The organism is Pseudomonas solani, from assembly GCF_026072635.1.
GTDB classification, from domain to species: Bacteria; Pseudomonadota; Gammaproteobacteria; order Pseudomonadales; family Pseudomonadaceae; genus Metapseudomonas; species Metapseudomonas solani.
In genome coordinates this window covers 3,852,632-3,878,793 of sequence record NZ_AP023081.1, presented here as the reverse complement: position 1 = coordinate 3,878,793, position 26,162 = coordinate 3,852,632, and the positions used below count along the sequence as shown (strand labels likewise).

Annotated in this window: 26 protein-coding genes and 2 pseudogenes; 8 read left to right on the top strand and 20 right to left on the bottom strand. The window is 67.4% G+C overall.

The window, feature by feature from the left end; all coding sequences use genetic code 11:
- Positions 1-65 precede the first annotated feature (65 nt).
- The 7 genes and pseudogenes from PSm6_RS17695 to PSm6_RS17665 all read right to left on the bottom strand — a co-directional run bounded on the left by PSm6_RS17695 (position 66) and on the right by PSm6_RS17665 (position 6,486).
- Positions 66-413: a Na+/H+ antiporter subunit G gene (locus PSm6_RS17695; protein WP_184491429.1), complete on the bottom strand. Its 348-nt coding sequence runs from the start codon at positions 411-413 to the stop codon at positions 66-68.
- Complete coding sequence (locus PSm6_RS17690; protein WP_021219227.1) at positions 410-679, bottom strand: K+/H+ antiporter subunit F; 270 nt, start codon at positions 677-679, stop codon at positions 410-412. The genes PSm6_RS17695 and PSm6_RS17690 overlap by 4 nt, the downstream gene beginning before the upstream one ends.
- A pseudogene (locus PSm6_RS17685) lies at positions 664-1,163 on the bottom strand (Na+/H+ antiporter subunit E). Before PSm6_RS17685 ends, PSm6_RS17690 begins: the two are co-directional and overlap by 16 nt.
- Positions 1,160-2,662 (bottom strand): monovalent cation/H+ antiporter subunit D, encoded by a 1,503-nt coding sequence (locus tag PSm6_RS17680; RefSeq protein WP_021219225.1) that lies wholly within the window; start codon positions 2,660-2,662, stop codon positions 1,160-1,162. The pseudogene PSm6_RS17685 and the gene PSm6_RS17680 overlap by 4 nt, the downstream one beginning before the upstream one ends.
- Positions 2,659-2,991, bottom strand: a complete 333-nt coding sequence (locus tag PSm6_RS17675) for a Na+/H+ antiporter subunit C (protein ID WP_265167876.1) — start codon at positions 2,989-2,991, stop codon at positions 2,659-2,661. Before PSm6_RS17675 ends, PSm6_RS17680 begins: the two co-directional genes overlap by 4 nt.
- Positions 2,991-5,786 carry a monovalent cation/H+ antiporter subunit A gene (locus tag PSm6_RS17670; RefSeq protein WP_265167875.1) on the bottom strand — a complete coding sequence of 932 codons (2,796 nt, stop codon included), beginning with the start codon at positions 5,784-5,786 and terminating at the stop codon, positions 2,991-2,993. The genes PSm6_RS17675 and PSm6_RS17670 overlap by 1 nt, the downstream gene beginning before the upstream one ends.
- Before the next feature lie 235 nt (positions 5,787-6,021).
- Entirely contained in the window at positions 6,022-6,486 is a 465-nt protein-coding gene (locus tag PSm6_RS17665) for an outer membrane lipoprotein (protein ID WP_031287607.1), read from the bottom strand.
- 158 nt (positions 6,487-6,644) lie between these two features.
- On the opposite strand from PSm6_RS17665, the gene PSm6_RS17660 reads away from it, so the two are divergent.
- Positions 6,645-6,881, top strand: coding sequence for a hypothetical protein (locus PSm6_RS17660; RefSeq protein WP_021219221.1), 237 nt, complete (start codon positions 6,645-6,647; stop codon positions 6,879-6,881).
- Here the strand turns inward: PSm6_RS17660 and PSm6_RS17655 are convergent.
- The 8 genes and pseudogenes from PSm6_RS17655 to dinG all read right to left on the bottom strand — a co-directional run bounded on the left by PSm6_RS17655 (position 6,866) and on the right by dinG (position 18,260).
- Positions 6,866-8,014, bottom strand: coding sequence for a glycerate kinase (locus PSm6_RS17655; protein ID WP_265167874.1), 1,149 nt, complete (start codon positions 8,012-8,014; stop codon positions 6,866-6,868). The two genes, PSm6_RS17660 and PSm6_RS17655, sit on opposite strands and share 16 nt — an antisense overlap.
- Positions 8,015-8,065: 51 nt before the next feature.
- Positions 8,066-9,424: a GntP family permease gene (locus PSm6_RS17650; protein WP_021219219.1), complete on the bottom strand. Its 1,359-nt coding sequence runs from the start codon at positions 9,422-9,424 to the stop codon at positions 8,066-8,068.
- Positions 9,425-9,510: 86 nt separating this feature from the next.
- The gene (locus PSm6_RS17645) at positions 9,511-10,665 is read right to left on the bottom strand and encodes a sugar diacid recognition domain-containing protein (protein ID WP_043242793.1); all 1,155 of its coding nucleotides are present in this window, start codon (positions 10,663-10,665) and stop codon (positions 9,511-9,513) included.
- 58 nt (positions 10,666-10,723) lie between these two features.
- Positions 10,724-11,371 (bottom strand): pyridoxamine 5'-phosphate oxidase, encoded by a 648-nt coding sequence (gene pdxH, locus PSm6_RS17640; protein WP_265167873.1) that lies wholly within the window; start codon positions 11,369-11,371, stop codon positions 10,724-10,726.
- Between the two features lie 48 nt (positions 11,372-11,419).
- Positions 11,420-12,121, bottom strand: a pseudogene (locus tag PSm6_RS17635) (OmpA family protein); the annotation flags it as partial.
- Positions 12,122-12,262: 141 nt separating this feature from the next.
- Complete coding sequence (locus PSm6_RS17630) at positions 12,263-13,408, bottom strand: serine hydrolase domain-containing protein (protein WP_265167872.1); 1,146 nt, start codon at positions 13,406-13,408, stop codon at positions 12,263-12,265.
- A gap of 106 nt (positions 13,409-13,514) precedes the next feature.
- Positions 13,515-15,977: a hypothetical protein gene (locus PSm6_RS17625; protein WP_021219214.1), complete on the bottom strand. Its 2,463-nt coding sequence runs from the start codon at positions 15,975-15,977 to the stop codon at positions 13,515-13,517.
- Positions 15,978-16,115: 138 nt separating this feature from the next.
- On the bottom strand, positions 16,116-18,260 hold the full coding sequence (dinG, locus tag PSm6_RS17620; protein WP_021219213.1) for an ATP-dependent DNA helicase DinG: 2,145 nt from the start codon (positions 18,258-18,260) through the stop codon (positions 16,116-16,118).
- Positions 18,261-18,353: 93 nt separating this feature from the next.
- On the opposite strand from dinG, the gene PSm6_RS17615 reads away from it, so the two are divergent.
- Entirely contained in the window at positions 18,354-18,818 is a 465-nt protein-coding gene (locus PSm6_RS17615) for a CopD family protein (protein WP_021219212.1), read from the top strand.
- 157 nt (positions 18,819-18,975) lie between these two features.
- Here PSm6_RS17615 and PSm6_RS17610 read toward each other — a convergent pair whose 3' ends face one another.
- The 4 genes from PSm6_RS17610 to PSm6_RS17595 all read right to left on the bottom strand — a co-directional run bounded on the left by PSm6_RS17610 (position 18,976) and on the right by PSm6_RS17595 (position 21,658).
- Positions 18,976-19,740 carry a collagen-like protein gene (locus PSm6_RS17610; RefSeq protein WP_265167871.1) on the bottom strand — a complete coding sequence of 255 codons (765 nt, stop codon included), beginning with the start codon at positions 19,738-19,740 and terminating at the stop codon, positions 18,976-18,978.
- Entirely contained in the window at positions 19,733-20,008 is a 276-nt protein-coding gene (locus tag PSm6_RS17605; RefSeq protein ID WP_043242798.1) for a DUF1145 domain-containing protein, read from the bottom strand. Before PSm6_RS17605 ends, PSm6_RS17610 begins: the two co-directional genes overlap by 8 nt.
- A gap of 113 nt (positions 20,009-20,121) precedes the next feature.
- Positions 20,122-20,859: a PA1041 family peptidoglycan-binding anchor lipoprotein gene (locus PSm6_RS17600; protein WP_021219209.1), complete on the bottom strand. Its 738-nt coding sequence runs from the start codon at positions 20,857-20,859 to the stop codon at positions 20,122-20,124.
- Between the two features lie 100 nt (positions 20,860-20,959).
- The gene (locus PSm6_RS17595; protein WP_031287601.1) at positions 20,960-21,658 is read right to left on the bottom strand and encodes a PA1041 family peptidoglycan-binding anchor lipoprotein; all 699 of its coding nucleotides are present in this window, start codon (positions 21,656-21,658) and stop codon (positions 20,960-20,962) included.
- A 134-nt stretch (positions 21,659-21,792) separates the two neighbouring features.
- Between PSm6_RS17595 and PSm6_RS17590 the strand changes: the two genes are divergently transcribed.
- Genes PSm6_RS17590 through PSm6_RS17580 form a run of 3 tightly spaced genes read left to right on the top strand, consistent with a single transcriptional unit; the run spans position 21,793 to position 23,911 of the window.
- Positions 21,793-22,290, top strand: coding sequence for a DUF6231 family protein (locus PSm6_RS17590; protein WP_265167870.1), 498 nt, complete (start codon positions 21,793-21,795; stop codon positions 22,288-22,290).
- Between the two features lie 4 nt (positions 22,291-22,294).
- Positions 22,295-22,765, top strand: coding sequence for a YchJ family protein (locus PSm6_RS17585; protein ID WP_043242799.1), 471 nt, complete (start codon positions 22,295-22,297; stop codon positions 22,763-22,765).
- A gap of 51 nt (positions 22,766-22,816) precedes the next feature.
- Positions 22,817-23,911 (top strand): hypothetical protein, encoded by a 1,095-nt coding sequence (locus tag PSm6_RS17580; protein WP_021219205.1) that lies wholly within the window; start codon positions 22,817-22,819, stop codon positions 23,909-23,911.
- 64 nt (positions 23,912-23,975) lie between these two features.
- Here the strand turns inward: PSm6_RS17580 and PSm6_RS17575 are convergent, their stop codons facing one another.
- Positions 23,976-24,548 (bottom strand): hypothetical protein, encoded by a 573-nt coding sequence (locus PSm6_RS17575; RefSeq protein WP_184491469.1) that lies wholly within the window; start codon positions 24,546-24,548, stop codon positions 23,976-23,978.
- 112 nt (positions 24,549-24,660) lie between these two features.
- Between PSm6_RS17575 and PSm6_RS17570 the strand changes: the two genes are divergently transcribed.
- The 3 genes from PSm6_RS17570 to PSm6_RS17560 all read left to right on the top strand — a co-directional run bounded on the left by PSm6_RS17570 (position 24,661) and on the right by PSm6_RS17560 (position 26,115).
- Positions 24,661-25,161 (top strand): LEA/WHy family protein, encoded by a 501-nt coding sequence (locus tag PSm6_RS17570; protein WP_031287599.1) that lies wholly within the window; start codon positions 24,661-24,663, stop codon positions 25,159-25,161.
- Between the two features lie 6 nt (positions 25,162-25,167).
- Positions 25,168-25,368: an SEC-C metal-binding domain-containing protein gene (locus tag PSm6_RS17565; RefSeq protein WP_021219202.1), complete on the top strand. Its 201-nt coding sequence runs from the start codon at positions 25,168-25,170 to the stop codon at positions 25,366-25,368.
- A gap of 96 nt (positions 25,369-25,464) precedes the next feature.
- Complete coding sequence (locus PSm6_RS17560) at positions 25,465-26,115, top strand: glutathione binding-like protein (protein ID WP_021219201.1); 651 nt, start codon at positions 25,465-25,467, stop codon at positions 26,113-26,115.
- The last annotated feature ends 47 nt before the right edge of the window (positions 26,116-26,162 follow it).

Here is a 26,162-nt window from a genome sequence, read left to right as displayed (position 1 = left end):
CGGGGAAAACCCAAGTCTAGGCGCCAGGACGGCGTCGCGACAGGCACAGCGGGGCGATGAAACTGTTACTGCTCCCAGGGTTTGCCGCGGGTCTTGCGGGTCAGCGGCAGCTGCTGCAGCACCGCCGCCTTGGCCAGCATGTAGGCGCTGACCGGGGCGCTGATGAAGAGGAACAGGCTGATCAGCAGCTCATGCACGCTGAGCCCCTCGCGGGTAGCCGAGAAGTAGATCAGCGAGGCCACCACCAGGCTGCCGACACCCAGGGTGGTGGCCTTGGTCGGCCCGTGCAGGCGCATGAAGAAGTCCGGGAGGCGGAACAGGCCGATGGCGCCGATCAGCACGAAGGCGGCGCCGAGCAGGAGGAATAGCGAGATGAGGATCTCGACCCACAGGGCCAGGGGCTCGGCGTTCATTCGATGATGTCTCCTCGCAACATGTACTTGGCCACCGCCACGGTGCCGACGAAGCCGAGCACGGCGATCAGCAGCGCCACTTCGAAGTAGAGGTTGGTGCCCTGCCAGATGCCCAGCAGCATGAGCAGGGCGATGGCGTTGACGTAGAGGGTGTCCAGGGCCAGCACCCGGTCGGGCAGGCAGGGGCCGCGCACCAGGCGTGCCAGGGTCAGCAGCAGGGCGATGACCAGCAGCACGAGGCACAGCGGGATCACGTAGGCGAGCATGGGAAGACCTCCTTCAGGGGCGCCTCGTAGCGCGACTTGATCTCGGCGATCAGCGCGGCGTCGTCCGGGACGTCCAGGGCGTGCACGAGCAAGGTCCGGCGGTCGGCCGAGAGGTCGGCGGAGACCGAGCCCGGGGTCAGCGAAACCACGCACACCAGGATGCTGATGGCCATCTCGTCGTCCAGGTCGATGGGCACCTCGACGAAGGCCGGGCGCAGCCGCTCCAGCGGGCCGAGGGTCTGGCGCGCGACCTGGAAGTTGGCCACCAGGATGTCCCACATCACCAGCAGCACGAAACGCCCCAGACGGGTCGGGTGCCACTCCCGGGGCGGTCGATCATCAGCGGGTTGCACAGCAGCGGGATGGCCACCCCGAGCAGGCCACCCAGCAGCCAGTGGCCGAAGGCGATGGAGTTCGACAACAGCAGCCATACCAGCAACAGCAGCAGGCTCATGGTCGGATGGGGCAGCAGGCGGCGGATCATGGCGCCACTCCTTGCAGGCTCACCTGGCGATAGAGGCCGACGTCATGCAGCTGCGCGGCGGTGGCCTGGACGTACTCCAGCAGCGGCGCGGCGAAGACCACCAGCGCCACGGCGGTGGCCAGCAGGGCCAAGGTCGCCAGCAGGCGGCCACGGTCCAGTTCGGCGCTGCCGAGCCTGTCGTTGCCGACCCGCCAGAACAGCGTGCTGCCGGCACGGCTGAGGGCGATGAGGCCGAGCAGGCTGCCGCCCAGCAGCGCCGACCACAGCAGCGCCGCCTGCATGCCCGGCGCCACCGCCTTGAGCAGCAGCACCTTGCCGATGAAACCGGACAGGGGCGGCAGGCCAGCCACGGCGATGGCAGCGAAGAAGAAGGCGCCGCCCAGCAGGTGCGGGTTCATCAGCGCTGGGCCCTGCACCAGCAGGCCGGCCTTGTCGCCGCGCTGGCGGGCGATCAGGTCGGCGAGCAGGAACATCCCGCCGGCCACCCAGGTGCTGTGCAGCAGGTAGAACAGCGCGGCGGCAAGGGACTCGGGGGTCCCCAGGGCCACGGCGGCCAGCAGGGTGCCGGCGGAGAGCAGCACCATGTAGGCCACCAGCCCCTGCAGGCGGTCGGCGGCCAGGGCACCGATGGCGGCCAGCGCCATGGTGGCCAGGGCCAGGGGCCAGAGCCAGTCGAGGGCGAGATCGGCCAGCTGCCCGGCACCGGCGCCGAACACCAGCAGGTAGACGCGGACGATGGAGTAGACGCCGACCTTGGTCATGATCGCGAACAGCGCCGCCACCGGCGCACTGGCAGCCGAATAGGCGCGTGGCAGCCAGAAGTGCAGCGGCAGCAGTGCCGCCTTGAGGGCGAACACCACCAGCAGGAGCAGCCCGGCGGCGGCCAGCAGCGGCGCGCTGTCGGCATCGGCCAGGGCCACCTTGTTGGCCAGGTCGCTCATGTTCAGGGTGCCGGTGATGCCATAGAGCACGCCGACGGCGATCAGGAAGAACGCCGAGCCCACCAGGTTGAGCACCACGTAGTGCAGCCCGGCACGCACCCGCTCCGCACCGCCGCCGTGGAACAGCAGCGCGTAGGAGGCGATCAGCATGACCTCGAAGAACACGAAAAGGTTGAACAGGTCACCCGTCAGGAAGGCGCCGTTGATGCCCAGCAGCTGGAACTGCAGTAACGCATGGAAGCGCAGGCCACGGCGGTCGTCGCCACGAATGGCATAGAGCACCACGGCGCTGCCGAGCACGGCGGTGGCCAGCAGCATCAGCGCGGCGAAGCGGTCCAGCAGCAGGACGATGCCGAACGGCGGCTGCCAGCCCCCCAGGGCATAGACCTGCAGTTGGCCGTCGTCGGCGCGGGCCATCAGCACCAGCGCCAGGGGCACCAGGGCCAGGGTGGCGAGCACCGAGATGCTGCGCTTGAGCCGCTCCAGGGAGGGCAACATCAGCAGCAATGCCCCGGCGAACATCGGAATCAGGATCGGCAGGATGGACAGGTGACTCATCGCCCCTCCCCGTCCGCGCGGCCATCCACGTGGTCATTGCCCAGCTCGCCCACGCCGCGCAGCGCCAGGGTCACCACGAAGGCGGTCACGGCGAAGCCGATGACGATGGCGGTGAGCACCAGCGCCTGGGGCAGCGGGTCGGCGTACTGGCCGCCGCTGCCGATCACCGCCGCGTCGCCGGCCAGGCGGCCCATGGCGAAGAGGAACAGGTTGACGGCATAGGACAGCAGGGTCAGCCCCAGTACCACGGGGAAGGTGCGCGCCCGCAGCAGCAGGTAGATGCCGCTGGCGGTGAGCAGGCCAAGGGTGACGGCGAACAGGGCCTCCATCAGTGGATCTCCTCGGTGATTGGCGGGTGCAGGCTGAGCTTGCCGAGGCCGGCCAGCATCAGCATCACGGCCCCGACCACGGCCAGGTATACGCCCAGGTCGAAGAACAGCGCGGTGGCCAGCTCGATCTCGCCCACCAGCGGCAGGTGGAAGTGATCGAAGGCCGAGGTCAGGAAGGGGGCGCCGAACACCAGGCTGCCCAGCCCGGTGAGACCGGCGATCATCACCCCGGCACCGGCCAGGCGCTGGTAGCGCAGCGGCCGGCGCTGCTCGACCCAGGCCGAACCGGTGGCGATGTACTGCAGAATCAGCGCGGAGGCGGTGATCAGCCCGGCGATGAAGCCACCGCCAGGCAGGTTGTGCCCACGCAGGAAAATGAAGGCGGACACCAGCAGCGCCAGCGGCAGCAGCAGGCGCGAGAGGGTCTCGAGGATCAGCGGCCGGCTGGAGCGCGCCCAGTTGCGGCCCTGGGGATCGCAGGTGGGGTTGGTCAGGCGCAGGCCGGAAAGCAGCGCGTGGACGCCCACTGCGGCGATGGCCAGTACGGTGATCTCGCCCAGGGTGTCGAAGCCGCGGAAGTCCACCAGTATCACGTTCACCGCGTTGTGGCCGCCGCCACCGCTCACCGCGTTCTCCAGGAAGAAGTCGGCGATGGTCTGGTAGGGCCGAGTCAGCACCTCGTAGGTCAGCAGCCCCACCACACCGCCGCCGGCTAGAGCCAGCAGCAGGTCGCGGGTGCGCCGGCCCAGGGTGCTTTCGTTAGGCGTGCGCGAAGGCAGGTAATACATGGCCAGCATCAGCAGGACCATGGTCACCACTTCCACCGAGAGCTGGGTCAGCGCCAGGTCGGGGGCGGAGAAGCGAGCGAAGGCCAGGGCTACCAGCAGGCCGCCGACGCCGAGGATCAGCAGGGCCACCAGGCGCTGGCGATGGAACACGGCGGTGAGCACGCCCGCCACCGACAGCACCAGCATGCCCACCACGCTGGCGCCATCGAGCGGTATCGCCGGGCGCGAGCCGGTCAACTGCGCCAGGGGCCAGAGCGACACGGCCACCACCACCACTGCCGCGAGCAGCAGCAGAGCCAGGTAGCGCTGTTGCGAGCCGTTCTCCAGGCTGGCGGTCAGGCGGGTGGCGCCCCGCACCAGGCGCTGCATAACCCCCTCGAACACCAGCTTGGCATCGGCATCCGGCAAGCCGGCGTACCAGCGGAACAGCGGCTTGCGCCCGATATAGAGGAGCACGCCGCCGACCAGGGCGATGCAGCTCATCGCCAGCGGCAGGTTGAAGCCGTGCCAGATCGCCAGGCTGTACTCGGGCAGCTCGCCACCCAGGCTGGCGCTGGCGGCCACGGCGAGCAGCGGCGCCACGGTGAAGTTGGGCGCCATGCCCACCAGCACGCAAAGCGCGACGAGGATCTCCACCGGCACCTTCATGTAGCGCGGCGGCTCATGGGGCGGGAATTTCGGCAGCGGCTTGGGCTCACCGTTGAAGAACACGTCATGCACGAAGCGCAGCGAATAGGCCACGGAGAACACGCCCGCCAGGGTCGCGCCCAGCGGCAGCAGCCAGTGCAGGCCGCCGGCCATGTCCTGGCTGAGGGCCTCGCCGAAGAACATCTCCTTGCTGAGGAAGCCATTGAGCAGCGGCACCCCAGCCATCGCCAGGGACGCCACCATCGCCAGCACTGCGGTGTGCGGCAGGTAGCGCCACATGCCGTTGATCAGGCGCATGTCGCGGCTGCCGGTCTCGTGGTCGATGATCCCGGCGGCCATGAACAGTGAGGCCTTGAAGGTGGCGTGGTTGATGATGTGGAACACCGCCGCGACGTTGGACATCGGCGAGTCGAGGCCGAACAGCAGGGTGATCAGGCCCAGGTGGCTGATGGTCGAGTACGCCAGCAGGCCCTTGAGGTCATGCTGGAAGAGCGCCATCGTCGCGCCCAGCAGCAGGGTCGCCAGGCCGCTGATGCTCACCAGGTAGAACCACCAGTCGGTGCCGGCCAGCGCCGGGTAGAGCCGCGCAAGGAGGAAGACGCCGGCCTTGACCATGGTCGCCGAGTGCAGGTACGCGGACACCGGGGTCGGCGCCGCCATCGCGTGGGGAAGCCAGAAGTGGAAGGGGAACTGCGCGGACTTGGTCAGCGCGCCCAGCAGCACCAGGCACAGCAGCACCGGATAGAGCGCGTGGGCACGGATGCGGTCGCCCGCAGCCAGCACGTCGCTCAGCTCGAAGCTGCCGGCCACGTGGCCCAGCAGCAGGATGCCCGCCAGCAACGCGAGGCCTCCGGCGCCGGTCACCGTCAGCGCCATGCGCGCCCCCTTGCGGGCATCCGAGCGATGGCCCCAGAAGCCGATCAGCAGGAAGGACGACAGGCTGGTGGCTTCCCAGAACACCAGCATCAGCAGCAGGTTCTCCGAGAGCACCACACCGAGCATCGCGCCCATGAACAGCTGCAGGAAGGCGAAGAAGCGCCCGATGGGTTCGCGCTCGGACAGGTAGTAGCGGGCGTAGAGGATGACCAGCAGGCCGATGCCGAGGATCAGCAACGCGAAGAGAAAACCCAGGCCATCCAGGCGCAGACTGAAGTTCAGGCCCAGCCCCGGCAACCAGGGCAGCATCAGCTTCAGGGTTTCCCCACCCAGCACGGCGGGGGCCTGCATCAGCAGCAGGATCAGCCCGGCCAGCGGCGCGAAGGCAGCCGCCAGCGACGCCTGGTTACGTCCCAGGCGTTCGGCGAGCAAAGGCAACAGAGCGCCCAGAAAAGGCAGCGCGACAATCAGCGCCAGAAACATCGATGACCCTCCCAAACTAGGCCCCGTCCAGCGCTGAAGTCCGGCAAGGCGAAAACTCGACGATTATCCATAACTATCGATTGCCGGACATGCATTGAATTATTTCAAAAAACTAGCGAAACCCGTCTCCCTGAAACGACGACGGCTACCCCATGAGGGGCAGCCGCGTTGGGAAGGCAGCGATGCAGACGGGAGACGAAACGGGGGCCGACTCGCTCCTGCAGGCGAACCGGGATCAGTGGGAAACGCGGCTGGTACCGTTGACGGTCATGATGCGAACGCGCTCGCCTACACGGAAAATCTCGTTTTCCTGCACTTCCTGCACATAGGCGCGCATGGAGCCGTCGTCTTCGCGAACGGTGATCTCGACGCCCTGGGTACGGGTCAGGCCTTCTTCGGTCGCAGCGCCCAGCAGGCCACCGGCAACCGCACCGATCACAGCCGCTACCACACTGCCACGCCCGCCACCGATGGCGCTGCCGCCGACACCGCCGACGACCGCACCGGCGCCTGCGCCGATCGGGGTCTTGGTACCTTCGATCTTCACCGGACGCAGCGATTCGATGGTGCCCATGCGCACGGTCTGCACCTGGCGTGCTTCGTCGCGCGAATAGGTGTCTCCGGTCAGGCTCGACTGACAGCCGCCCAGAAGCATCGCTACCGCAGAGAACGAAGCGACTAGCAGAACGGATTTACGCATAGCATTTCCTCCAGATTGGATGCTCGTCCATTAGACTCCGCAGCGGCGGAAACTGTCACCCGGCGCCTGAACAAACTGCCGACCCGTTCAGTTTCCATACAGACTCACCACTCGGACAACGCCAAGGCGCCCGGGTGCCGCCAGAGCAAGGGTAGTTCATGGATTACTTCATCATCGTCACCACCACCGCAGCGGGGCTGTATTTCCACTGGTGGATTTACGTGCGCATCAAGCGCTGGATGGACCGTGACCTGGCGCTGTCCCTCGCCGGCGCGGACGCCGCTCGCCGCAACTACATGCTCGAACAGCTGCAGGCCGCCCGCCGCGAGAAGGTCAAGCGCAAGGACCTGCCCGCCTGGCTGGAGCGCGCCGCCCAGCGCTACCCCGGGGCCTGAGCCCGCCCCGCCAAGGCCCAGAGCCGGGCGATATCGGCGGCACGCGCCTCCAGTTCATCACCGGCCACGGCCATCGCCCGCTCTAGCGTCATCGGCCCGGGCACCAGGCTGAAGGCCGCCTCGATACCCGCCTCGCGCAGGCGCTGGTAACCCTCCCCCAGGCTGCCCGCCAGGGCGATGACCGGCACGCCGGCGGCCCGTGCGACACGCGCCACGCCCACCGGCGTCTTGCCATGCAGGCTCTGGGAGTCGAGACGCCCTTCTCCGGTGATCACCAGGTCGGCGCCCTGCACCGCCTCGGCCAACCCGGCCAGTTCAGCGACCAGCTCGATCCCCGGACGAAAACACGCCCCGAGGAAGGCCCGGGCAGCGAAGCCCAACCCACCGGCCGCACCGACGCCGGGTTGCTGGCTGTGGTCCTGCCCCAGTTCCTGGGCGACCACCTGTGCATAACGTTGCAGCGCCGCATCCAGCTGCTCGACCTGTGCCGGGCTCGCACCCTTCTGCGGGCCGAAGACGTAGGAGGCGCCCCGGGAACCACAGAGCGGGTTATCCACATCCGCCGCGACTTCGAACTGCACATGGGCGAGGCGTGAATCGAGGCCGCCGCGATCGATCCGCGCCAGATCGGCCAGGGCAGCGCCACCGGGTGGCAGCTCGCGCCCGTCGGCATCCAGCAGGCGCAGCCCCAGGGCCTGCATGAGGCCGGCCCCGCCATCGTTGGTGGCACTGCCGCCCAGGCCGAGGATGATGCGCGTGGCGCCGGCGTCCAGGGCTTGGCGGATCAGCTCACCGGTGCCGAAGCTGCTGGTACGGGTAGCGTCCCGCTCGCTGGCGGGCACCAGATGCAGCCCGCTGGCGGCAGCCATTTCGATGATGGCGCTGCCCTCCCCCAGCCAGCCCCAGTGCGCCTCGACCTCATCCCCCAGGGGCCCGCGCACGGTCGCCATACGCCGCTCGCCACCGCTGGCCGCGAGCACCGTGTCCACCGTGCCTTCGCCGCCATCGGCCATGGGCCGAAGCAGCACTTGGGCCGCCCGGAATACCGACGACCAGCCGCGCCCGATGGCGGCAGCCACTTCGGGCGCGCTCAGGCTTTCCTTGAAGGAATCGGGAGCAATCACAATCTTCATCGGGTTACCTCGGGATGTGCCCGGAGCACCTGGCTCCGGGCGGTACTGCGGTCAGAGCAGGATCAGGCTGAGCAGCCAGGTGACGAGCATGCCGACGATACCCTGTACCAGGGTCGCCAGGGTCTGCGCGCGGTAGGCCAGGGACACCGGCATACGGCTGAACTGGGTGACCACCCAGAAGAAGCTGTCGTTGGCATGGGACACGGTCATGGCGCCGGCGCCGATGGCCATCACGGTGAGCACACGGCCCATCTCGCTGTCCAGGCCAAGCTGCCCGAGCAGCGGCGCCACCAAGGCGGAAGTGGTGACCAGCGCCACGGTGGTCGAGCCTTGTGCAGTCTTCAATGCGGCGGCGACCACGAAAGGCATGAACAGGCCGATGCCCAGCGCCGAGAGGGTGCTGCCCAGGTAGTCGCCCAGGGGAGTGACCTTGAGCATGGCACCGAACGCGCCGCCGGCACCGGTGATCAGCAGGATGGGCGCAGCGGAGACGATGCCCTCCACCACACGATCATGGAATTCCTTGCGCTTGTCGTCGCTCTTGAGCAGCGTGCAGGCCAGGGCGACGCCCACCAGCAGGGCCACCACCGGCTGGCCGAGGAAGCTCAGCAGGCCGAAGAAGGTGCCGCTGCCGAAGGGCTTGGCGGGGAAGGCGGCGATGGAGCCCAGGCAGATCAACAGGATGGGCACGAAGATCGGCGCGAAGGCCTGGAAGGCACTGGGCAGCTTGCCGTAGCCGGCGCGCAGGGCGGCGAAGTCCTGGTCCGCCGATTGCGAAAGCGGGTCGTCCTCCAACTCCACCTCACGGCCGATGAAGCGGTTGGCCCACCACATGCCGGCCAGGGCGGTGGCCAGTGCCACTACCAGCCCGACGGCGATCACCAGCCCGAGGCTGGCATCCAGGCCCAGATTGCCGGCGGCGGCGATGGGGCCGGGGGTGGGCGGCACGAAGGTGTGGGTGGCATAGAGGCCGGTGGCCAAGGCCACGCTCATGGCCACGGTGGAGACGCGCATGCGCGCCGCCAGGGCGTTCTTCAGCGAGTTGAGGATGACGAAACCGGAGTCGCAGAACACCGGGATGGACACCAGGTAGCCGATGATCGACATGGTCAGGGTGGGGAAGCGTTCGCCCAGTAGGCGGATGACCGTCTCGGCCATGGTGATGGCCGCGCCGCTGCGCTCGAGGATCACGCCGATGACGGTCCCCAGGACGATGACGATGCCGATGTAGCCAAGGATGCTGCCGAAGCCGGTGGTGATGGTCTTGACGATCTCGCCGGTGGGCACCTGGTAGGCGAAGCCGGCGATGAAGGCCGCGGCGAGCAGCGCGAGGAAGGGGTGCAGTTTAAAGCGAGTGGTGGACAGCACGATGAAGGCGATCAACGCCGCCAGGATCAGGACCAGGCCCATGTGCGGACTCCTTAGTTGTTGTTATGGATGCCGGATAGCCGCCCGATTTTGCGCGATCCCGAGCGCAATAGCCTTATGCATACGACCTAACGGACAGCGTCTTCGATGCCACCCATCCGTGCATTCGCACAATCGACCTTGGGCCAGCCCAGCAGGTCCAGCCCCAGGCCGAGCAACAGCAACTGGTCGTGACGCGGGCGCTCCAGCCCCACCAGTTCGGCGATGCGCTCCAGCCGGTAGCGCAGGGTGTTGCGGTGAATGCCGAGGGCCTGGGCACAGGCATTGCCGTGCCCATCGTGCTCGCGCCAACACTGCAGGGTGCGACACAGCACGCCGTCGTCATCCGCATCGACCAGCGCCTGCAGCGGGCCGAGCCAGCGCCGTAGCAGCCAGTTGCTGCGCTGGCTGAACAGCAGCGTCGACAAGCGGTGCTCCTCCAGGTGGAAGATGCGCTGCTGCGCTCGGCAGGCACGGGCGAAGGCATGCAGCGACCGGGTCGCCAGGGCGGCTTCGCGCAGGTCACCGATGCCGGCCTGGGGGTCGCTGATGCACAGGCGGGCGATGCCCCAGCCACGTTCGTCGGCCTGGGCCAGCCAGGTATCGTCATCGCGCTCGGCACTGAAGAGGCGGCAGCAGATCAGCTCGCGGGCCGACAGCGCCGCACACAGCATCCCCTGTCGGGCCAGGCCATCCAGCACCCGTGCCCGACGCTCCTGCGGGTCCCCCTCCTCCACCAGTTCCAGCACGCAGACCTGCTGCCTCCAGGGCAGTTGCAGGCCAATGCGCTCGGCTTCGGCGGCCAGGTGCACCAGGTCGGTCTGCGGATCGGCGAGCTGGTTCAGCCAGGCGTCCAGCTGGTGGCGCTGCCAGTGCCGCTCGGCCTGCAGTTGACGCTGCTCCACCAGCATCTCGGCAGCCATGCGCACCAGTTCGGCATAGGGGCGCACCGCATCCGGCTCGCCGGTGATGCCGAGCACGCCGATCAGCCGTTCGGCATGGAACAGCGGCAGGTTCACCCCGGGGCGCACGCCGCGCAGGCAGGCGGCAGCCTGCTCGTCGATCTCCACCACGCGGCGGTTGGCCAGCACCAGTTGGGCACCCTCGTGGCGGGTATGCACGCGCAGCGGGTCGCCGCTGCCGATGATCATGCCCTGGGCATCCATGACGTTGATGTTGTACGGAAGGATGGCCATGGCACGGTCGACGATGTGCTGCGCCAGGGTGGAGTCGAGTTCGAGCATGGGCGGCCTCCAGGGGAAGCCGCCAGTCTACAGGGCGCGCATGCCGCTCAGGAAAGCCTCAGGGGGCGAGGCGTTCGAACATCCACTGGCCATCGACCAAGCGGTAGTTGAGGCGGTCGTGCAGGCGGCTCGGACGGCCCTGCCAGAACTCGACGCGCTCCGGCAGCAGGCGGTAGCCGCCCCAGTGCGGCGGGCAGGTGGGCGCCAGGTTGAGGAAGCGTCGCTCGGTCTCGGCGAGCAGCTGTTCCAGCTCGGCGCGGTCGGCGATCACCCGGCTCTGGGGTGAAGCCCAGGCACCGATGCGGCTGCCCAGCGGGCGCACCTGGAAATAGGCGTCCGACTCCTCGGCGGTGACCTGCTCCACCCGGCCTTCGATGCGCACCTGGCGCTCCAGGCTGGGCCAGAAGAAGGTCATGGCGGCGAACGGACGGGCCGCGAGCTGCTCGCCCTTGGCGCTGTCGTAGTTGCTGAAGAAGGTGAAGCCCCGCGCATCGAGCCCCTTGAGCAGGAGCACCCGGCAATGCGGGCGGCCGTCGGCGTCGACGGTCGCCAGGGTCATGGCGTTGGGTTCGACCGGCAGTTGCTCGGTCTTCACCGCGTCACCGAACCATTGCTGGAACAGGGCGAAAGGCTCCTGGGGAGCCTGGGCTTCGCTGAGGCCGTCGCGGGTGTAGTCGCGACGCATGTCGGCGAGGGTCTGGGTCATCTCGGCGTCCTGCAAAAGGAAAGGCCTAGCTTACCCAAGCAAGGCTCATTTGCCTTGATCTGCCGCAACCACTTGCTGGGCCACCTTCGGCGGCTGGTTGTAGCGGGCCAGCAGGGCGACCAGGGTGTCCTGCGGGGTGAGGAGGATTTCCACGCGGCGGTTCAGGGCACGGCCGTCCTTGCTGTCGTTGGCGGCACGGGGCATGTCGGAGCCGACACCCTTGAGCGACAGGCGGTCGCGCTGCAGGCCACTGAGGCGGAAGATCGCCGCCACCGCCTGGGCGCGCTCCTGGCTGAGCTTGCGGTTGAGGGCGTCTTCGCCGGAGGTGTCGGCATGGCCGAGAACCAGCACACCGGTCTTCGGATCGCCTTCCACCAGCTTGGCGACACGACTGAAGGGGCCGAGGGTGATGGGCAGCAGCATGCTGGGGCGATCAGGGTTGAAGGAACCTTCCACCGGCGCGGTGACCACCAGCAGGTTGTCGCGGCGCTCCACTTCCAGCTTGCTGTCCTTCACCGCCTCGCGCAGGCGCGGCTCGTACTGGTCCAGCCAGGCCTGGGTGAGCTTCTGGTCGACCTTGGGCACCTCGGCCTTGGCCACCTTGTCGTCGCTGCCACCGAACGGCCACCACCAATGGCTGGTGCCGCTGTTCTGCGCGTGGGCGTCCGCAGCCGGCTTGTCGTGGCTGAAGGTGCTGCAACCGGAAACGGTCATGCAGAGGATCAAGGTGGACGACTTGAGCAGCTTCATCGCGGGGCCCCCGTAACAGGTAAAAGGAGAAGGCGATACGCCATCGCATGATGGCGCATCAATCTCAGGTACAGGCTGAAATTCTGGACGCAACCCCTTCATCCGCAAAGGGATATTCCGTGCAACTGACGAGCGGTTCCGCTACAGGCAGCTCGCCAGGGTGCGGGCCAGATGCTGGGCGCGCGGGTCCATCAGCACATAGGGGCCGAGGGTGTTGGTGACGAAACCGAAAGCGACCTCACGCTCGGGATCGGCGAAACCGATGGAGCCACCGGCGCCGGGGTGACCGAAGGCCAGGCGGCCCATGCCGTAGGTGGCGTTGGCCACGTCCGGCTGGTCGAGCATGCAGCCCAGGCCGAAACGGGTGCGGGTCAGCAGGGTGCGGTCGTCGCCGATGGCGTGCTCACGGGTGAGCTCGGCGAGCAGCGCGGAGTCGAGCAACTGGCCGTCCAGCAGGCCGGCGTAGAAACCCGCCAGGCTGCGGGCATTGCCGTGGCCGTTGGCCGCCGGCTGCTGCATGCGCCGCCATTCCGGCTTGTTGGTGCTGGTCATGATCGACGGCGGGTTGGTGAAGGCGCGGGTACTGAGGGAGGTGGGCTCGGTCATCATGCACTTGAGCAGGCGCTGGGCCGAGGCGTCGCCCATGTTGCCCTTGGCGCGGGCGATGTGGGCCACCCGGTGGAACTCGGCGTCATCCAGGCCGACGTGGAAATCCAGCCCCAGGGGGCGGGCGATACGCGCGGCGATGGATTCACCCGGGCCACGGCCATCAGCCAGGCGGATCGCCTCACCGGCCAGCCAGCCGTAGGTGATGGGGGCGTAGCCGTGTTCCTCGCCGGGCGTCCACCAGGGTTCCTCGGCGGCCAGGGCGGCGGTCATCGCCTGCCAGTCGTAGAGCGCTTCGGCCGGCAGCGGCTGACGGATCGCCGGCAGGCCGGCGCGGTGACTGAGTAACTGGCGCAGGGTGATGCGCTCCTTGCCGGCGGCGGCGAACTCGGGCCAGTAGCGGGCCACGGGGACGTCCAGCTCGAGCTTGCCCTCGCCCACCAGCTGCAACGCAGTGACGGCGGTGAAGGTCTTGGTGCAGGAGAACAGGTTGAGGATGGTGTCGGTCTGCCAGGCCTCCTGGCCGTCCTTGTCGGCCACCCCGGCCCAGAGGTCGACCACGGTCTCGCCGCCCACCTGGACGCAGAGCGCGGCGCCGCGCTCCTGGGAGTCGTCGAACAGGGCGGCGAACGCGTCGCGCACCGCTTCGAAACGCAAGTCGAAGTAACCCTGGGTCTGCACCGGCACTCTCCTCGGAAAAAAATGACGGCGGCATTGTTACCAATGCCGCCGTCCTTTGGGAACCTCGCCGAAGTTCGGCGCAGGGTCCATCGGTCAGTCGAATGACTCAGGATGCATCAGGCGCATCCTGCTTCTGCGCCGGGTCGGTCTCGACCTTGGGCGCCGGGTCCGGCTTGGGCGTAGCTTCGTCTGTGGGCTTGCCGACGGGCTTCTCCGATTGCTCGGGCTGCTCGGCAGGCACTGGCGCAGCAGGCTCGGCTTGCGGTTTGGCCTCAGGCTTCGGCTCGGGTTTCGGCTCAGGCTTGGCTTCGGGCTTGGCGGCAGGTGCCGCAGCGGGCTTGGCCGCAGCCTTCTCCGCCGGCTTGTCAGCCGGTTTGGCTTCTGCGGGCTTGGCTTCGGCGGGTTTGGCCAGTTGGGCGGCGACATCCAGGTTGGCCTTGCGCACCGCCTTGATGAAGCCGTCGTAGGGACGGTCGGTGATGCCCACCAGGCCGAGGTGGCCGTTCTCGCCGTCGAGCAGGCGGCCGCTGGCCGGCTGGTCGAGGTACTGGAACCAGTGGGCGCCGACGATCAACTTCTCCTCCAGGGCCTTCTTGAGGAAGTTGGCGTAGGCCGGGCCACGCTCCTCTTCCTTGTAGACCTCGGCGACGCCGCCCCAGAACGGGCCGCGATCGCGGGAGCCGAAGTGGAACTCGGTGACCATCAGCGGCTTGTCCAGCTGGCGCAGGTACTCGAAGTCGTAACCGTGCTGCGGCTCGCGGGTATAGAAGTTGAAGCTCAGCACATCGCAGTACTGGGCGCAGGACTCCACCGCCTCCGGCACGCTCGCGGCGAAACGGCCGCCCAGCAGCAGGTGGTTCGGCGCGTGCCACTTCATCGACTCGGCGATGGTCTTGAAGTAGGTGTCGGCGAAGAAGCGCTGGAAGCGCTTGAGGTCTTCCTCGATGGCCGGGTGCTCGGGGTTCGGCAGCGGCGCCTCGAAGCCCGGGTCCTCCATCAGCTCCCAGGCCGGCAGCTCGATACCCCAGGCCTGGGACAGGCCCTGCTGGTTGCGGTACTTGTCACGCAGCTGCTTGAGGAAGGCACGCTTGGCCGGTACGTCGGTGGTCAGGCGCAGGGTGCCGTAGGCCAGGGCGTAGCGGGATTTCGGGTCGGCGCCGGGGCCGGCCCAGGCCAGCTCGTTGTCGGCGAAGTAGCCGATCAGCCAGGGGTCGTCACGGTGGTCACGGGCGGCGATGGCGATGGCACGCTCGGCGGCCATGGCGAAGCGCGGGTCGAAGGGGTCGGGCATGCCCCCCCACCAGTCGAGCCCGGTGCTGATGGTGGCGTAGTCGCCATGGATCGACAGCGGGATGGTGTAGGGCATGCGCTGGCTGGTGTTGAACTCGCCCGCGCTCCAGTTGCCGACGGTGTTGAACCCCCAGGCCTTCAGGCGCGCGATGCTGTGGTCGACCCAGCGGGCCTTGTCCTGCTTGCCGTAGGTGCGCTCCAGGTTGGCGCCGTAGAAGTCGTACCAGCGGCCATGGTCGAAATTACGACCCTTGGTGGAACCGGTGTCGCGGCGGCTGTCGCCATTGCCGTACCAGGCGGCCAGGGGCTCGCCGTCCTTGGGCAGCGCAGTGAACATCGACTCGCGGCCTTCGACGTAGGTCTGGCTGTGCTCGGGGGTGACGGCGTTGACGCCGAGGGAATAGAAGGGATGGCCGTCCGGGGTCACCAGGTACCAGCGCTCGTCGCGCTTCTCGGTGCGGAAGAAGCCCTTGGCCTCGAAGCTCGGGCCGGCCAACCAGCCGCCGTAGGGGTCCTGCTCGGGCAGCTTCTTCTGCCAGTCGTCGAGCTGCTTCTGCTCCTGCTGGGCAGCGTTCTTGAGCTGCTCGTCGTTCTTGATCTTCTCCGGCCAGTCGCCGCGGGTGTACTGGCCGTAGGTGTCGATCAGGCCCTTGTAGTAGTCGTCCTGCAGGCTTTGCTCGGCGGTGCCGAAACGGCCCAGGAGGACGCTCTGCACGGCGTTGGGGTGGTCGAGGGACAGGGTCACGGCGCTGACCTTGGTCAGGTCCAGTTCGCCTTCCACCTCGGTGGCCAGCAGGTAGCGCTTGCCGTCGCGGCTCCAGGGTTGCGGCGGCGCGGCACGCATGCCATGGGCGCGGGGCGAGGTGGCGGTGAGCGGCACCAGCAGCGTCTGCGCCGGGCCGGCCGGCAGGGCCAGGCGGGTGCGCACGGTCTTGCCGTCGGCGCTTTCGATGGTCACGTCCAGGGTCAGGGCCCAGTCCATGGCGCTCTGCAGGCGCAGGCTCATGGCGCCGGCCTTGCTCCAGTCCCAGGTGCCGTTCTGCGGCGCGAGGCGCAGGCTGGGCTTGTCGGCCTGATTGAAGTTGAGGCGGCGGAGGATTTCGCCCTCGGGCGTGTTCTCGGCGGTCACGCTGGGCAGCCCGGCGTCCTGGGTGGTGACGGTGACGGAGTCCAGCGGGCGTACGAAGTTGAACAGTGTCTCGGCCTGCGCCGCCGTGCTCAAGCCACCGATGGCGAGCAGGATGGGCAGCAGCAGCGCTGGTTTGGTTCTGGATGACATGAAACCGATTCCCCACATGAAGTCAGTGCATAGACAGCGGAATGGGCGAATGTTGCCCGCGATCTGCAAAACCGTGCCCGCGCAAGCCGGCAATGATCGCAGAGGCGGGCCCGGCGTCAAGCGCCGCGGTGGTCTGTTTCAGCCGATCTCGCGGCGGAAGGGCGGCAGCGCGTTGAGAATCGCCTTGCCATAGCGCTGGGTGACGACCCGCCGGTCGAGCAGGGTGATGGTGCCGCGATCGGACTCCGTGCGCAGCAGGCGACCACAGGCCTGCACCAGGCGCAACGAGGCGTCGGGCACGGCGATCTCCATGAAGGGGTTGCCGCCGCGCGCCTCGATCCATTCCGACAGCGCGGCTTCCACCGGGTCGTCGGGCACGGCGAAGGGGATCTTGGCGATCACCACGTGCTCGCAGTAGGCGCCGGGCAGGTCGACGCCCTCGGCGAAGCTGGCCAGGCCGAACAGCACGCTGGTCTCGCCGTCGTCCACCCGCTGCTTGTGCTTGTTCAGGGTCTCCTGCTTGGACAGGTTGCCCTGGATCAGCACGCGCTTGCGCCAGTCGCGGTCGAGGCCGTCGAAGACGTCCTGCATCTGCTTGCGCGAGGCGTAGAGCACCAGGGTGCCGCGCGAGCCTTCGACCAGCTGCGGCAGGTCGCGGATGATCGCCGCGGTGTGGGCGGCGGCATCGCGCGGGTCGGCCTTGAGGTCCGGCACCTTGAGCACGCCGGCATCGGCGTGGTGGAAGGGGCTGGGCACCACGGCGGTGACGGCCTTCTTCGGCAGGCCGGCGCGCATGCGGTAGCGGTCGAAGGTGCCGAGCGCGGTGAGGGTCGCGGAGGTCACCAGGGCGCCGTAGGCGACGTTCCACAGGTTCCGCCGCAGGGTCTCGGCGGCGAGGATCGGGCTGGCGTTGACTTCGATGTCGTAGGCCGAACCGAACTCGGCCAGGGTCAGCCAGCGCGCCATGGGCGGGCTTTCTTCCGGGTCTTCGGCGGTGAAGGCGGTCCACAGCTCCCAGTTGCCCTGGGCACGGGTTTGCAGGCTGCCGAACAGCGGGTACCACTCCTCGGCCTGGTGGCTGGCGATGCCGACGCCGGCCTCCCCGTCCATGGCTTCCTTGAGCAGTTCGGTGAGCCGGGTGAAGACGTCGTTGAGCTTGGCGAAGCCCTTCTTCAGCTCGATGCCCATTTCGATCAGGTGCTCGGGCACCACGCCGGCCTCGAAGCGGTGGCGCGGGCGCTCGCGGCCCTCCATGTCTTCGCCGGCACGGAAGTCGGCGACCTCCTCGCAGGCGGTGAACATGAACTGCTGCTGGGTGCGGATTTCCCGCGCCAGCTCCGGCACGTTCTCGATCAGGCGGCCCAGGTCGCCCGGCAGCGGGTGCTGGGCGAGGAGCTTGGTGAGGTTCTTGGCCACCGTCTCCAGCCAGTCGGCGGTGGAGCGCAGGCGGGTGAAATGGGCGAAGTGGCCGATGGCCTTGTCCGGCAGGTGGTGGCCTTCGTCGAACACATAGAGGGTTTCGCGCGGGTCCGGCAGCACGGCGCCGCCGCCCAGGGCCAGGTCGGCGAGGACCATGTCGTGGTTGGTGACGATCACGTCCACCTTGGTCATGCCCTCGCGCGCCTTATAGAAGGCGCACTGCTGGAAGTTGGGGCAATGACGCTTGGTGCACTGGCTGTGGTCGGTGGTGACGCGGGCCCAGTCCTGGTCCTCGATGGCCTCGGGCCAGGAGTCGCGGTCGCCGTCCCAGCGGTTGCCGGCGAGTTTCTCGATCATCTGGTTGAGCAGCTTCTGGCCACTCTCGTCGACGTCGATGCGGAAGCCTTCATCGGCGAACAGCTGGGCGGTGGCGTTCTGCGCCTGGCCGTCCTGCAGCAGCATGTCGAGCTTGGACAGGCACAGGTAGCGGCCACGCCCCTTGGCCAGGGCGAAGCTGAAGTTGAGGCCGCTGTTGCGGATCAGGTCGGGCAGGTCCTTGTGGACGATCTGCTCCTGCAGCGCCACCGTAGCGGTGGCGATCACCAGGCGCTTGCCGGCGGCCTTGGCCGAGGGGATGGCCGCCAGGCTGTAGGCGACCGTCTTGCCGGTGCCGGTGCCCGCCTCCACCGCGACAACGGCGGGCTCGCCATCGCGATGGCCTTCGTCGTCGGTCTTGATGGCGCCCAGCACCTTGGCCACTTCGGCGATCATCAGGCGCTGGCCATAGCGGGCCTTGAGCCCCTTGGCTTCGAGAAAACGGGAGTAGGCGCCCTGGATCTGGGACTTGAGTTCGGTGCTGAGCATGGATTCTTGCGGGCGCGAAAGGCTGGATAAATTTTCAGTACTTTAACAGGGCGGCTATCATAGCGCGCCTTGTTTCCGACTGGAGAAAACCCGATGACGCCCTTCGCCGCCCTCTACGCCGTCCACGTCCTCGCCGCCCTGGTGTGGGTCGGCGGCATGTTCTTCGCGTGGATGGTGCTGCGCCCCGCCGCCGTCCAGGCGCTCGACGCGCCGGCACGGCTGAAGCTGTGGGTGGAGGTGTTCCGCCGCTTCTTCCTCTGGGTCTGGGTGGCGGTGGTGCTGCTGCCGGTGAGCGGCGTGGGGATGATGCACATGCGCTTCGCCGGCTTCGACGGCGCGCCGCGCTACGTGCACATCATGATGGGCCTGTACATCGCCATGCTGGCGCTGTTCCTGCGGGTCAACGCACTGCAGCTGCCCGAGCTGCGCCGCGCCGTGGCCGCCGAGGATTGGCCGGCAGGCGGTGCGGTACTGGCCCGCATCCGCCGCCTGGTGGGCAGCAACCTGCTGCTGGGTTTGTTCCTGATAGCGATCGCTGCGGCGCGCCCGAATTTCTAAAAACTATCTGCGTTGCCATTGCTGCGTTAAAAACAGGCTCAACGTGCTCATTTACACTGCGTAAACTGCGCTTTTCGCCTGTTTTTGCCTTGCACTGACGGCCTCGCCTACGTTTTTAGAGGTGTCCGAGGACGCGGCACAGCGATTCTTCAAGCTTTTACTGGATACGCACCACATCGAGCTGGCCGGCAGCCCCCGCGCTGCCCGGCTGGCCAGGTTGCCCCGGGCGGCCCTTGGCGCCGACAGCGGTGCGGTAGAACAGGCAACCCTTGGCGGAACCGCCACTGCCCGCCGCGCCGGCTTCACCCGCCGGACCACCGGCGCCGCCTTCCAGACGCACCTTCACCTGCTCGACAGGGAAGTCCGTCGGCACTTCCAGGCGGATATGGCCACCCGCGCCGCCAGCCTGGCCGTCACCGCCGTTCTGGCCGTCATAGCCACGGCTGGCACTGCCCCAGAGGCAGCCGCCGGCATCGCCATCGGCACCGGCGAGCCCGCTGTAGCCTGGCGTTCCGATGCCACCGCGGACATCCAGGGTGATCTCGTCCACCCGCACCTGCTCCAGGCGCAGGCTCAGGTCGCGCCCGGCGCTGGCGCCTTTCTTCATGCTGCCGGCCGCGCCGGATGCGGTGATGTGACCACCGGTGCCAATCTCGCCCTGGCGCACCACCAGGCTGAAGGGCTGGTCGGACGGGGCGATGCCGATGCGCGCGTCGCGACCCATCACCAGCTCGCCAATGCGCAGCTCGGTGACGCTGGCCGGGATCACCAGGGTGCCGTAATCGTTGACCACCACGCGGTCGAGGCTGAGGGAGCCGACCCGGGCCGGCAGTTTGAGCAGGCTGTTGGCATCGACGCTGACGCCGCTTTCGGCCAGGACGACAGGGCTGGCCAGCAGGGCCAGCAGGCAGTACTTACGCATGTTCGCGGCCTCCCTGGGAACGGGGCAGGCCGAGCAGGTGGAAGACGCCGAACAGCAGCAGTTGCAGGCGGTCGTTCCAGGGGCGCGGGCGAGCGCGCAGCTGGCTGTTGCACACCACCAGTTCCAGCAGGTGCAGGCCAAGCACCAGGGCGGCGACGGCGTTGAGCAGTGACGCGAATGGTCGGGCAAACGGTTCGATCAGATTGGCCAGCACCGCCAGCCAGAACACCAGGGCAACCAGCTTGCCCACCCCCAGGAAAAGTTTCATGCCACCCCCCTCTGTTTTTTTAGTCCGCCGACCTTACTCCTCGTCATCGTCGCTGCCAAATGGCGGGCAGAAAGAAGGGGCCACGAGGGCCCCTTCGGTGTTGCACCGGGTGTTCAGCGAGCGACGTGGATCTCCACGCGGCGGTTCTGCGCGCGCCCGGAATCCGTGCCGTTGTCCGCCACCGGCTGGCTTTCGCCCTGCCCTTCGGTGGTGACCTTGTCCGCCGGGACGCCCTGGCTGATGAGGTAATCCGCCGCACTCCTGGCACGCCGTTCCGAAAGCCCCTGGTTATAGGTATCGGAACCGACGCTGTCGGTGTGCCCCACGACCTTGACGCTGACCATGGCGGCCCCCGTCAGGCGTGTAGCGACATCATTCAGCTGTGTCTTCGCGTCACTGGTGAGCTCGGCGGAGTCGAAGGCGAACAGCACCTTGCCCTGGTCGCTGAGCACGATGACTTCGCTCTGCGGTGCGGGAGCCGGAGGAATGGGCTCCTCGGCCTTGACCACGGCCGGGTAGGTCTTCTGCGGACAGCCATTGTGGTTGACCTGGGTCCCGGCTGGAGTATTGGGGCACGTATCACGGCGGTCGAAGACCCCGTCACCGTCCTCGTCGCCATCCTGGGCGTAACAGATCAGACCGCCGACGATGGCACCTGCAACGGCGCCTCCACCAGCCCAAGCGGAACTCTCGATAGCGCCCAGCCCACCGCCGGCCAGACCGCCAATCGCACTGCAAAGAGGCCAGTTCCCCTGGTTGAGCGGCGCGTCGCCCGTACTGGACGTCGAGGCGCAACCCGAGAGAACACTGCCGACCAGAAGAAGTAGAGCAGCCCGTGAGAAGGTTCTCATGGTGAGGGATCTCCTGTGTCACCGGTCCCATACCGGTAACACAGGAGTAAAGACCCGCCCGTCACGGCGCACAAGCCGCGCGCCGCAACGGCTGCGGGATTCAGCGGTCGATGAGGATTTCCACCCTGCGGTTCAGCGCGCGGCCGTCGGCCGTGCCGTTGTCAGCGACCGGCTGGCTTTCGCCCGCACCACTGACGCCGGCGATGCTGCCCTTGGGTATGCCGGTCGAGACCAGGTAGTCCGTCACGGAATGGGCGCGCTTCTCGGAGAGTTTCTGGTTGTAGCTGTCGCTGCCGACGCTGTCGGTGTGACCGGTGATGGTCAGCTTGGCGGTCGGGGCCTCGTTGCGCAGGCGGCTGGCGATGGTGTCCAGCTTGGCCTTGTCGGCCGGGTCCAGCGCGGCGGAGTCGAAGGCGAACAGCAGGTCACGGACGACGATGGTCTCGTCCTCGACCACCACCACTTCCTCGACCTCTTCCACTACGGCAGGCTCGGGCGGGCAGCCGTTCGCATCCACCTGCACGCCCGGCGGAGTGCCCGGGCACTTGTCGCGACTGTCAGGCACGCCATCGCCATCCTCGTCGCCATCGCCATGGACCCAGCAGTAGCCGGCGGCCATGCCGCCGCCGAGCAGCGCCCCCCAACCCGCCCAGGAACTGCTTTCAATCGCACCCAACGCTGCACCGCCTACACCGCCTACTGCTGCACACTTGGGCCAGTCGGTCTTCTGCAGGCCGGCGCAACCGGTCAGCAGGGTCGACACAAGTAGCAAGGGTATTGCTGTCCTTGTGATGCTCATATGCATGTCTCCTCGTGATATCGGCCTTTGGAAACCGATAACCTGGGAGTAAAGACGGGTGATTAAAAAACCGCCAGCACTAGGCCAGCAGCGGGCGGCAGGCTAGTCTTCGCAAACTTGTCCGAGGATTTTCGATGACTGCCAGCTTCTCCTCCCGCACCCCACAACAGGCCCTCGCCGCCCTGCTCGACCGCTATGCACCGGCCCGCCTGCTGCTGGTGGGCAACTCACCGCTCCCGGCCCTGGAGGCCTTCGCCCGCGCCCACCCCGACAGCCAGGTGGTGCAGGTGCCCGCCGGCCCGCTGCCGGCCGAACAGGCGGCGCAACGCTTCGACCTGGCGCTGGTCGCCGACTGCCTGGAACACCTGCCCAAGCGCACCGCCCTGGAGCTGCTGGGCGGCATCCGCAACCTCAACGCCAGCCGCATCGCCGTGCTGGTGGACCTCGGCGCCTGCGACTGGACCGACACCGACTTCTTCGCCCTGGCGTTGCAGGCCACCGAACGCTTCCAGCGTGATGACCAGGTGCTCAGCCTGTTCACCTACGACCTGCGCGAATACAAGCAGGTGCCCGATTGGCTGAACGCGAAGTTCTGGGCCAACCCCGAGAACTTCGGCAAGTACTGGTGGTGATGCCATGAGCGCAAGCACATGCCCCTGCGGCAGCGGCAACCTCCTCGACCTGTGCTGCGGCCGTCACCACGGCGGCCACCCCGCCCCCAGCGCCGAGGCGCTGATGCGTTCGCGCTACAGCGCCTATGTGCTGGGCCTGGTGGACTACCTGGTGGAGACTACCCTCCCCGCCCAGCGCGAGGGCCTGGACCGCGAGGCGATGAAGGCCTGGAGCCTGCAGAGCACCTGGCTGGGCCTGGAGGTGGAAGCCTTCGAGCTGCTCGGCGGCAAGCCCGAGCACGCACTGGTCACCTTCGTCGCCCGCTGGCACGACCAGGCCGGCGAGCACAGCCACCGCGAGCGCTCGTCCTTCGTGCAGAACGACGGGCGCTGGTACTTCATCGACCCGACCGTGGAAACCAAGGCGGGGCGCAACGACCCCTGCATCTGCGGCAGCGGGCAGAAATTCAAGAAATGCTGTGCGGGGTACCTCTGACCGAGCGCCCCACCCCGGAAGGATTCGCCAACCGACAACAAGGAGATGTCCATGCGCATGCGCACCCTGCTCGTCCCGCTTCTCGCGGGCCTCGCCGGCCTCGCCCAGGCTGCTGAAGTCCAGGTCAGCCTGGGCAGCCAGGAACGGGTCACCCGCCTGTTCGCCTACCCCAACAACTGCAACGTCATCTGTTACCGCGACTGGACCCTGGAGCAAACCGTCGAGCATTACCTCGGGCAGAGCCTGAAGCGCGATGGCATCGCCGGCGGCCAGGTCAAGGTAGGCCGCGACGACAAGGGCCTCTATGCCCGCTTCAGCGGCGTGCCCGCCGACTACGGCGTGCCCCTGGTGCAACTGCTGGACAACGGCGACCTCGCCTACAAGGGCGCCAGCCAGCTCAACAGCGACGGCAAGTGGCAGTACAGCTGGTACCTCTTCCTGCCCCTGGGCATGGCCCTGGAGAACCGCCGCAGCATCGAGCTGCTGCACTTCCCGCCGGACTATTCCCTGACCAAGGCCCAGGACTACCTGGAGTCGGCCACCACCGATCGCTGGGCCGACCTGCTGGTGCAGAACGGTGTCGCCACCGACGACACACCCGGCTACCAGACCATCATCGACATCGCCCCCATCGCCGCCCCCGCCAGCGCCGGCAGCGACCTGGAAGGCGTCTACAGCTACTTCACCCCCTACCAGACGCGCATGGTCGAGCAGCTCACCAAAGGCAAGCCGGCGCTGCCGATGGTGGCCTTCGGCGGCCCGGTGCGCAGCTGGATCAAGCAGCAGTACGGCACCACCATCGGCGTGCTCGGCCTCGGCACCATCAGCCCCACGCCCGAACAGAAGGTGCCGGTGCTGGGCAGCAACCACCCCAGCTATATCTGGTACGCCGCCGACCCGGAAAACTACGACGGCGACCAGGCCAAGGCCGACGCCACCGGGCTCAAGGTGATGGGGCAGGACCTCTCCGCCGCCTGCTGGCAAGCCGGCATGGGCAAGGACCATTCCGCCAACCCGAGCAGCACCCTGGATAGCTGCAAGCAGAAGTGGCAGGTGACCGACAAGGTGCAGACCTGCGAGCTGTTCTACACCTCCATCCGCAAGCTGGACGCGGACAAGGCCAAGGAGAAGTGCACGGCCTCCTGAAGCGCCGCCGCTCCTTCGCACCAATGAAAAGCCCGCCGATCGGCGGGCTTTTCACATCAGGCACTCACTCCTGCAGGCGCAGGTGCGAGATGTCCGGCGGCGGGCCGGCCGGGGCGGCCTTGGCCTGGCCCATGTCGCTGCCCACCGGGGCCAGGCTGAACTGGCTCAGGTCGACCTTGGGCGGCGTCGCGTCGGCCTTGGCGTCCTGCAGGTCGGCACCCACCGGGGCGATGCCGAAGTCCGGCGCCTCCACATCGATGAAGGCCGCCATGTACTCGTCGCGCGGGGCCACCTTGAGGCGCCCCACCGCTGCCGGCTCGCCGGCCGGCTGGGTGACGGCGGCACGCACCGGGGCGGCCACCGGCGACTCCGGCGGCGGTGGAGCCAGCTCCACCTCCTCGATCTCGACGTCCATCGACACCACGTCCACCACCGCACCGGCACGCTCAAGCGTTGCACGATATTTCTCGGCGGCAGCCTCATCGAGGTTGTTCTTGATCACGATGCGCCTGCCGGAGAACAGCATGGCGATACGTTGCGCGTCAGCCTGAAAGAGCTTGGCCATGTTGGCCTGCACCAGCTCCAGCCGGGCTCCCGGAACCAGTTGGCCGGAGAAAGCGATCTCGTAGCGGCTCATGGTCACACTCCTGTCCGAAACAGACAGCAGTATGGCGCAGGTTTTTTTCTGCAAACAACAAGTTGCAGCCAAGCAGTTGCTTGTTACACTTGAGCGTCGATGGAGTAATGCAATGTTTTCTCAGGCGCAAACGATAAGAATTCTCAGCCTACTGATGTTACTGGCCCTACCTTTTTCGGGCATGACCGGATGTTCCACCTGGATGACCGGCGGCTTCCGCGATCCGGACGTACAGCTGGTGAAAGTCGATGTAATCAAGGCCAAGCTTCTCGAGCAGCAGTTCCTGCTGCGCTTCCGTGTGGACAACCCCAATGACGTCAGCCTGCCCGTGCGCGGCCTGGTCTATACCGTCCACCTCAACGACGTGAAGCTCGCCTCCGGCGAATCCAGCACCTGGTTCACCGTCCCGGCCAACGGCCACGAAACCTTCGATGTCCCGGTGCGTACCAACCTCTGGCGCCACATGAAGTACATCGTCAAGCTCCTGGAGAAACCCGACGAAGCCATTCGCTACCGCCTCGAAGGCGAAGTGAAGACCGGCCTGATGTTCGGCAAGAGCGTGCACCTCTCGCGCAATGGCGAGATAATCCCGGGCAACTACATCCCGGAGTGACGTTCCATGAGTCAAGAACCCCATGTCCATGGCCCCGACTGCAACCACGACCATGATCATGACCACCACGATCACGGCCATGTGCACGGCCCGCACTGCAACCACGGCCCCCAGGAGCCGGTGCGCAACCCGCTGAAGGAAGTGGGCCGCAACGACCCCTGCCCCTGCGGCAGCGCGAAGAAGTTCAAGAAGTGCCACGGCGCCTGATCCGCGCCAGCACGACCAAGGCCCGTCTAGCACGGGCCTTTTCGTGGGTGCCGGGAATCCTTTAGGCTGGCCGCCTGCTTCCTGAGGAGTCCCACCATGATCGACTTGTATTACTGGACCACCCCCAACGGCCACAAGATCACGCTGTTCCTCGAGGAGACCGGCCTCCCCTACCGGATCCACCCCATCAACATCGGCAAGGACGAACAGTTCCAGCCGCACTTCCTCAAGATCGCCCCGAACAACCGCATTCCCGCCATCGTCGACCACGCCCCGGCGGACGGCGGCGAGCCGCTGTCGCTGTTCGAGTCCGGCGCCATCCTGCTCTACCTCGCCGAAAAGACCGGCCGCTTCATCCCGCAGGACCTGCGCGGCCGCGAAGAAACCCTGCAGTGGCTGTTCTGGCAGATGGGCGGCCTGGGCCCGATGGCCGGGCAGAACCACCACTTCAACCGCTTCGCCCCGGAGAAGGTGCCCTACGCCATCCAGCGCTACGTGAAGGAAACCGCTCGTCTCTACGGCGTGCTCGACAAGCGCCTGGCCGACCGCCCCTTCGTCGCCGGCGCCGAGTACGGCATCGCCGACATGGCCATCTACCCCTGGATCGTGCCGCACACCTTCCAGGAACAGGACCTCGACGACTTCCCCAACCTCAAGCGCTGGTTACAGAGCATCCAGGCCCGCCCGGCCACCGTTCGCGCCTATGACCTGGTGGAAAAGATCAACCCCGCTGCCGCTAAAAAGTAGGGCCTCCGCCGCTTGCGCAGTGCGAGGCCGCTCTCTAACGTAGCGCG

Bases quoted from the DNA above. Each gene is read 5' to 3' on its own strand.
- PSm6_RS17655 (WP_265167874.1), bottom strand. From the start codon at position 8,014: ATGAAGATTGTGATTGCTCCCGATTCCTTCAAGGAAAGCCTGAGCGCG.
- PSm6_RS17670 (WP_265167875.1), bottom strand. From the start codon at position 5,786: ATGTTTCTGGCGCTGATTGTCGCGCTGCCTTTTCTGGGCGCTCTGTTG.
- PSm6_RS17580 (WP_021219205.1), top strand. From the start codon at position 22,817: ATGCGCATGCGCACCCTGCTCGTCCCGCTTCTCGCGGGCCTCGCCGGC.
- pdxH (WP_265167873.1), bottom strand. From the start codon at position 11,371: ATGACCCAGACCCTCGCCGACATGCGTCGCGACTACACCCGCGACGGC.
- PSm6_RS17575 (WP_184491469.1), bottom strand. From the start codon at position 24,548: ATGAGCCGCTACGAGATCGCTTTCTCCGGCCAACTGGTTCCGGGAGCC.
- PSm6_RS17690 (WP_021219227.1), bottom strand. From the start codon at position 679: ATGCTCGCCTACGTGATCCCGCTGTGCCTCGTGCTGCTGGTCATCGCC.
- PSm6_RS17695 (WP_184491429.1), bottom strand. From the start codon at position 413: ATGAACGCCGAGCCCCTGGCCCTGTGGGTCGAGATCCTCATCTCGCTA.
- PSm6_RS17595 (WP_031287601.1), bottom strand. From the start codon at position 21,658: ATGAGCATCACAAGGACAGCAATACCCTTGCTACTTGTGTCGACCCTG.
- PSm6_RS17650 (WP_021219219.1), bottom strand. From the start codon at position 9,424: ATGGGCCTGGTCCTGATCCTGGCGGCGTTGATCGCCTTCATCGTGCTG.
- PSm6_RS17675 (WP_265167876.1), bottom strand. From the start codon at position 2,991: ATGGAGGCCCTGTTCGCCGTCACCCTTGGCCTGCTCACCGCCAGCGGC.
- PSm6_RS17585 (WP_043242799.1), top strand. From the start codon at position 22,295: ATGAGCGCAAGCACATGCCCCTGCGGCAGCGGCAACCTCCTCGACCTG.
- PSm6_RS17625 (WP_021219214.1), bottom strand. From the start codon at position 15,977: ATGTCATCCAGAACCAAACCAGCGCTGCTGCTGCCCATCCTGCTCGCC.
- PSm6_RS17605 (WP_043242798.1), bottom strand. From the start codon at position 20,008: ATGAAACTTTTCCTGGGGGTGGGCAAGCTGGTTGCCCTGGTGTTCTGG.
- PSm6_RS17615 (WP_021219212.1), top strand. From the start codon at position 18,354: ATGACGCCCTTCGCCGCCCTCTACGCCGTCCACGTCCTCGCCGCCCTG.
- PSm6_RS17600 (WP_021219209.1), bottom strand. From the start codon at position 20,859: ATGAGAACCTTCTCACGGGCTGCTCTACTTCTTCTGGTCGGCAGTGTT.
- PSm6_RS17570 (WP_031287599.1), top strand. From the start codon at position 24,661: ATGTTTTCTCAGGCGCAAACGATAAGAATTCTCAGCCTACTGATGTTA.
- PSm6_RS17590 (WP_265167870.1), top strand. From the start codon at position 21,793: ATGACTGCCAGCTTCTCCTCCCGCACCCCACAACAGGCCCTCGCCGCC.
- PSm6_RS17560 (WP_021219201.1), top strand. From the start codon at position 25,465: ATGATCGACTTGTATTACTGGACCACCCCCAACGGCCACAAGATCACG.
- PSm6_RS17645 (WP_043242793.1), bottom strand. From the start codon at position 10,665: ATGCTCGAACTCGACTCCACCCTGGCGCAGCACATCGTCGACCGTGCC.
- PSm6_RS17680 (WP_021219225.1), bottom strand. From the start codon at position 2,662: ATGAGTCACCTGTCCATCCTGCCGATCCTGATTCCGATGTTCGCCGGG.
- dinG (WP_021219213.1), bottom strand. From the start codon at position 18,260: ATGCTCAGCACCGAACTCAAGTCCCAGATCCAGGGCGCCTACTCCCGT.
- PSm6_RS17610 (WP_265167871.1), bottom strand. From the start codon at position 19,740: ATGCGTAAGTACTGCCTGCTGGCCCTGCTGGCCAGCCCTGTCGTCCTG.
- PSm6_RS17665 (WP_031287607.1), bottom strand. From the start codon at position 6,486: ATGCGTAAATCCGTTCTGCTAGTCGCTTCGTTCTCTGCGGTAGCGATG.
- PSm6_RS17565 (WP_021219202.1), top strand. From the start codon at position 25,168: ATGAGTCAAGAACCCCATGTCCATGGCCCCGACTGCAACCACGACCAT.
- PSm6_RS17660 (WP_021219221.1), top strand. From the start codon at position 6,645: ATGGATTACTTCATCATCGTCACCACCACCGCAGCGGGGCTGTATTTC.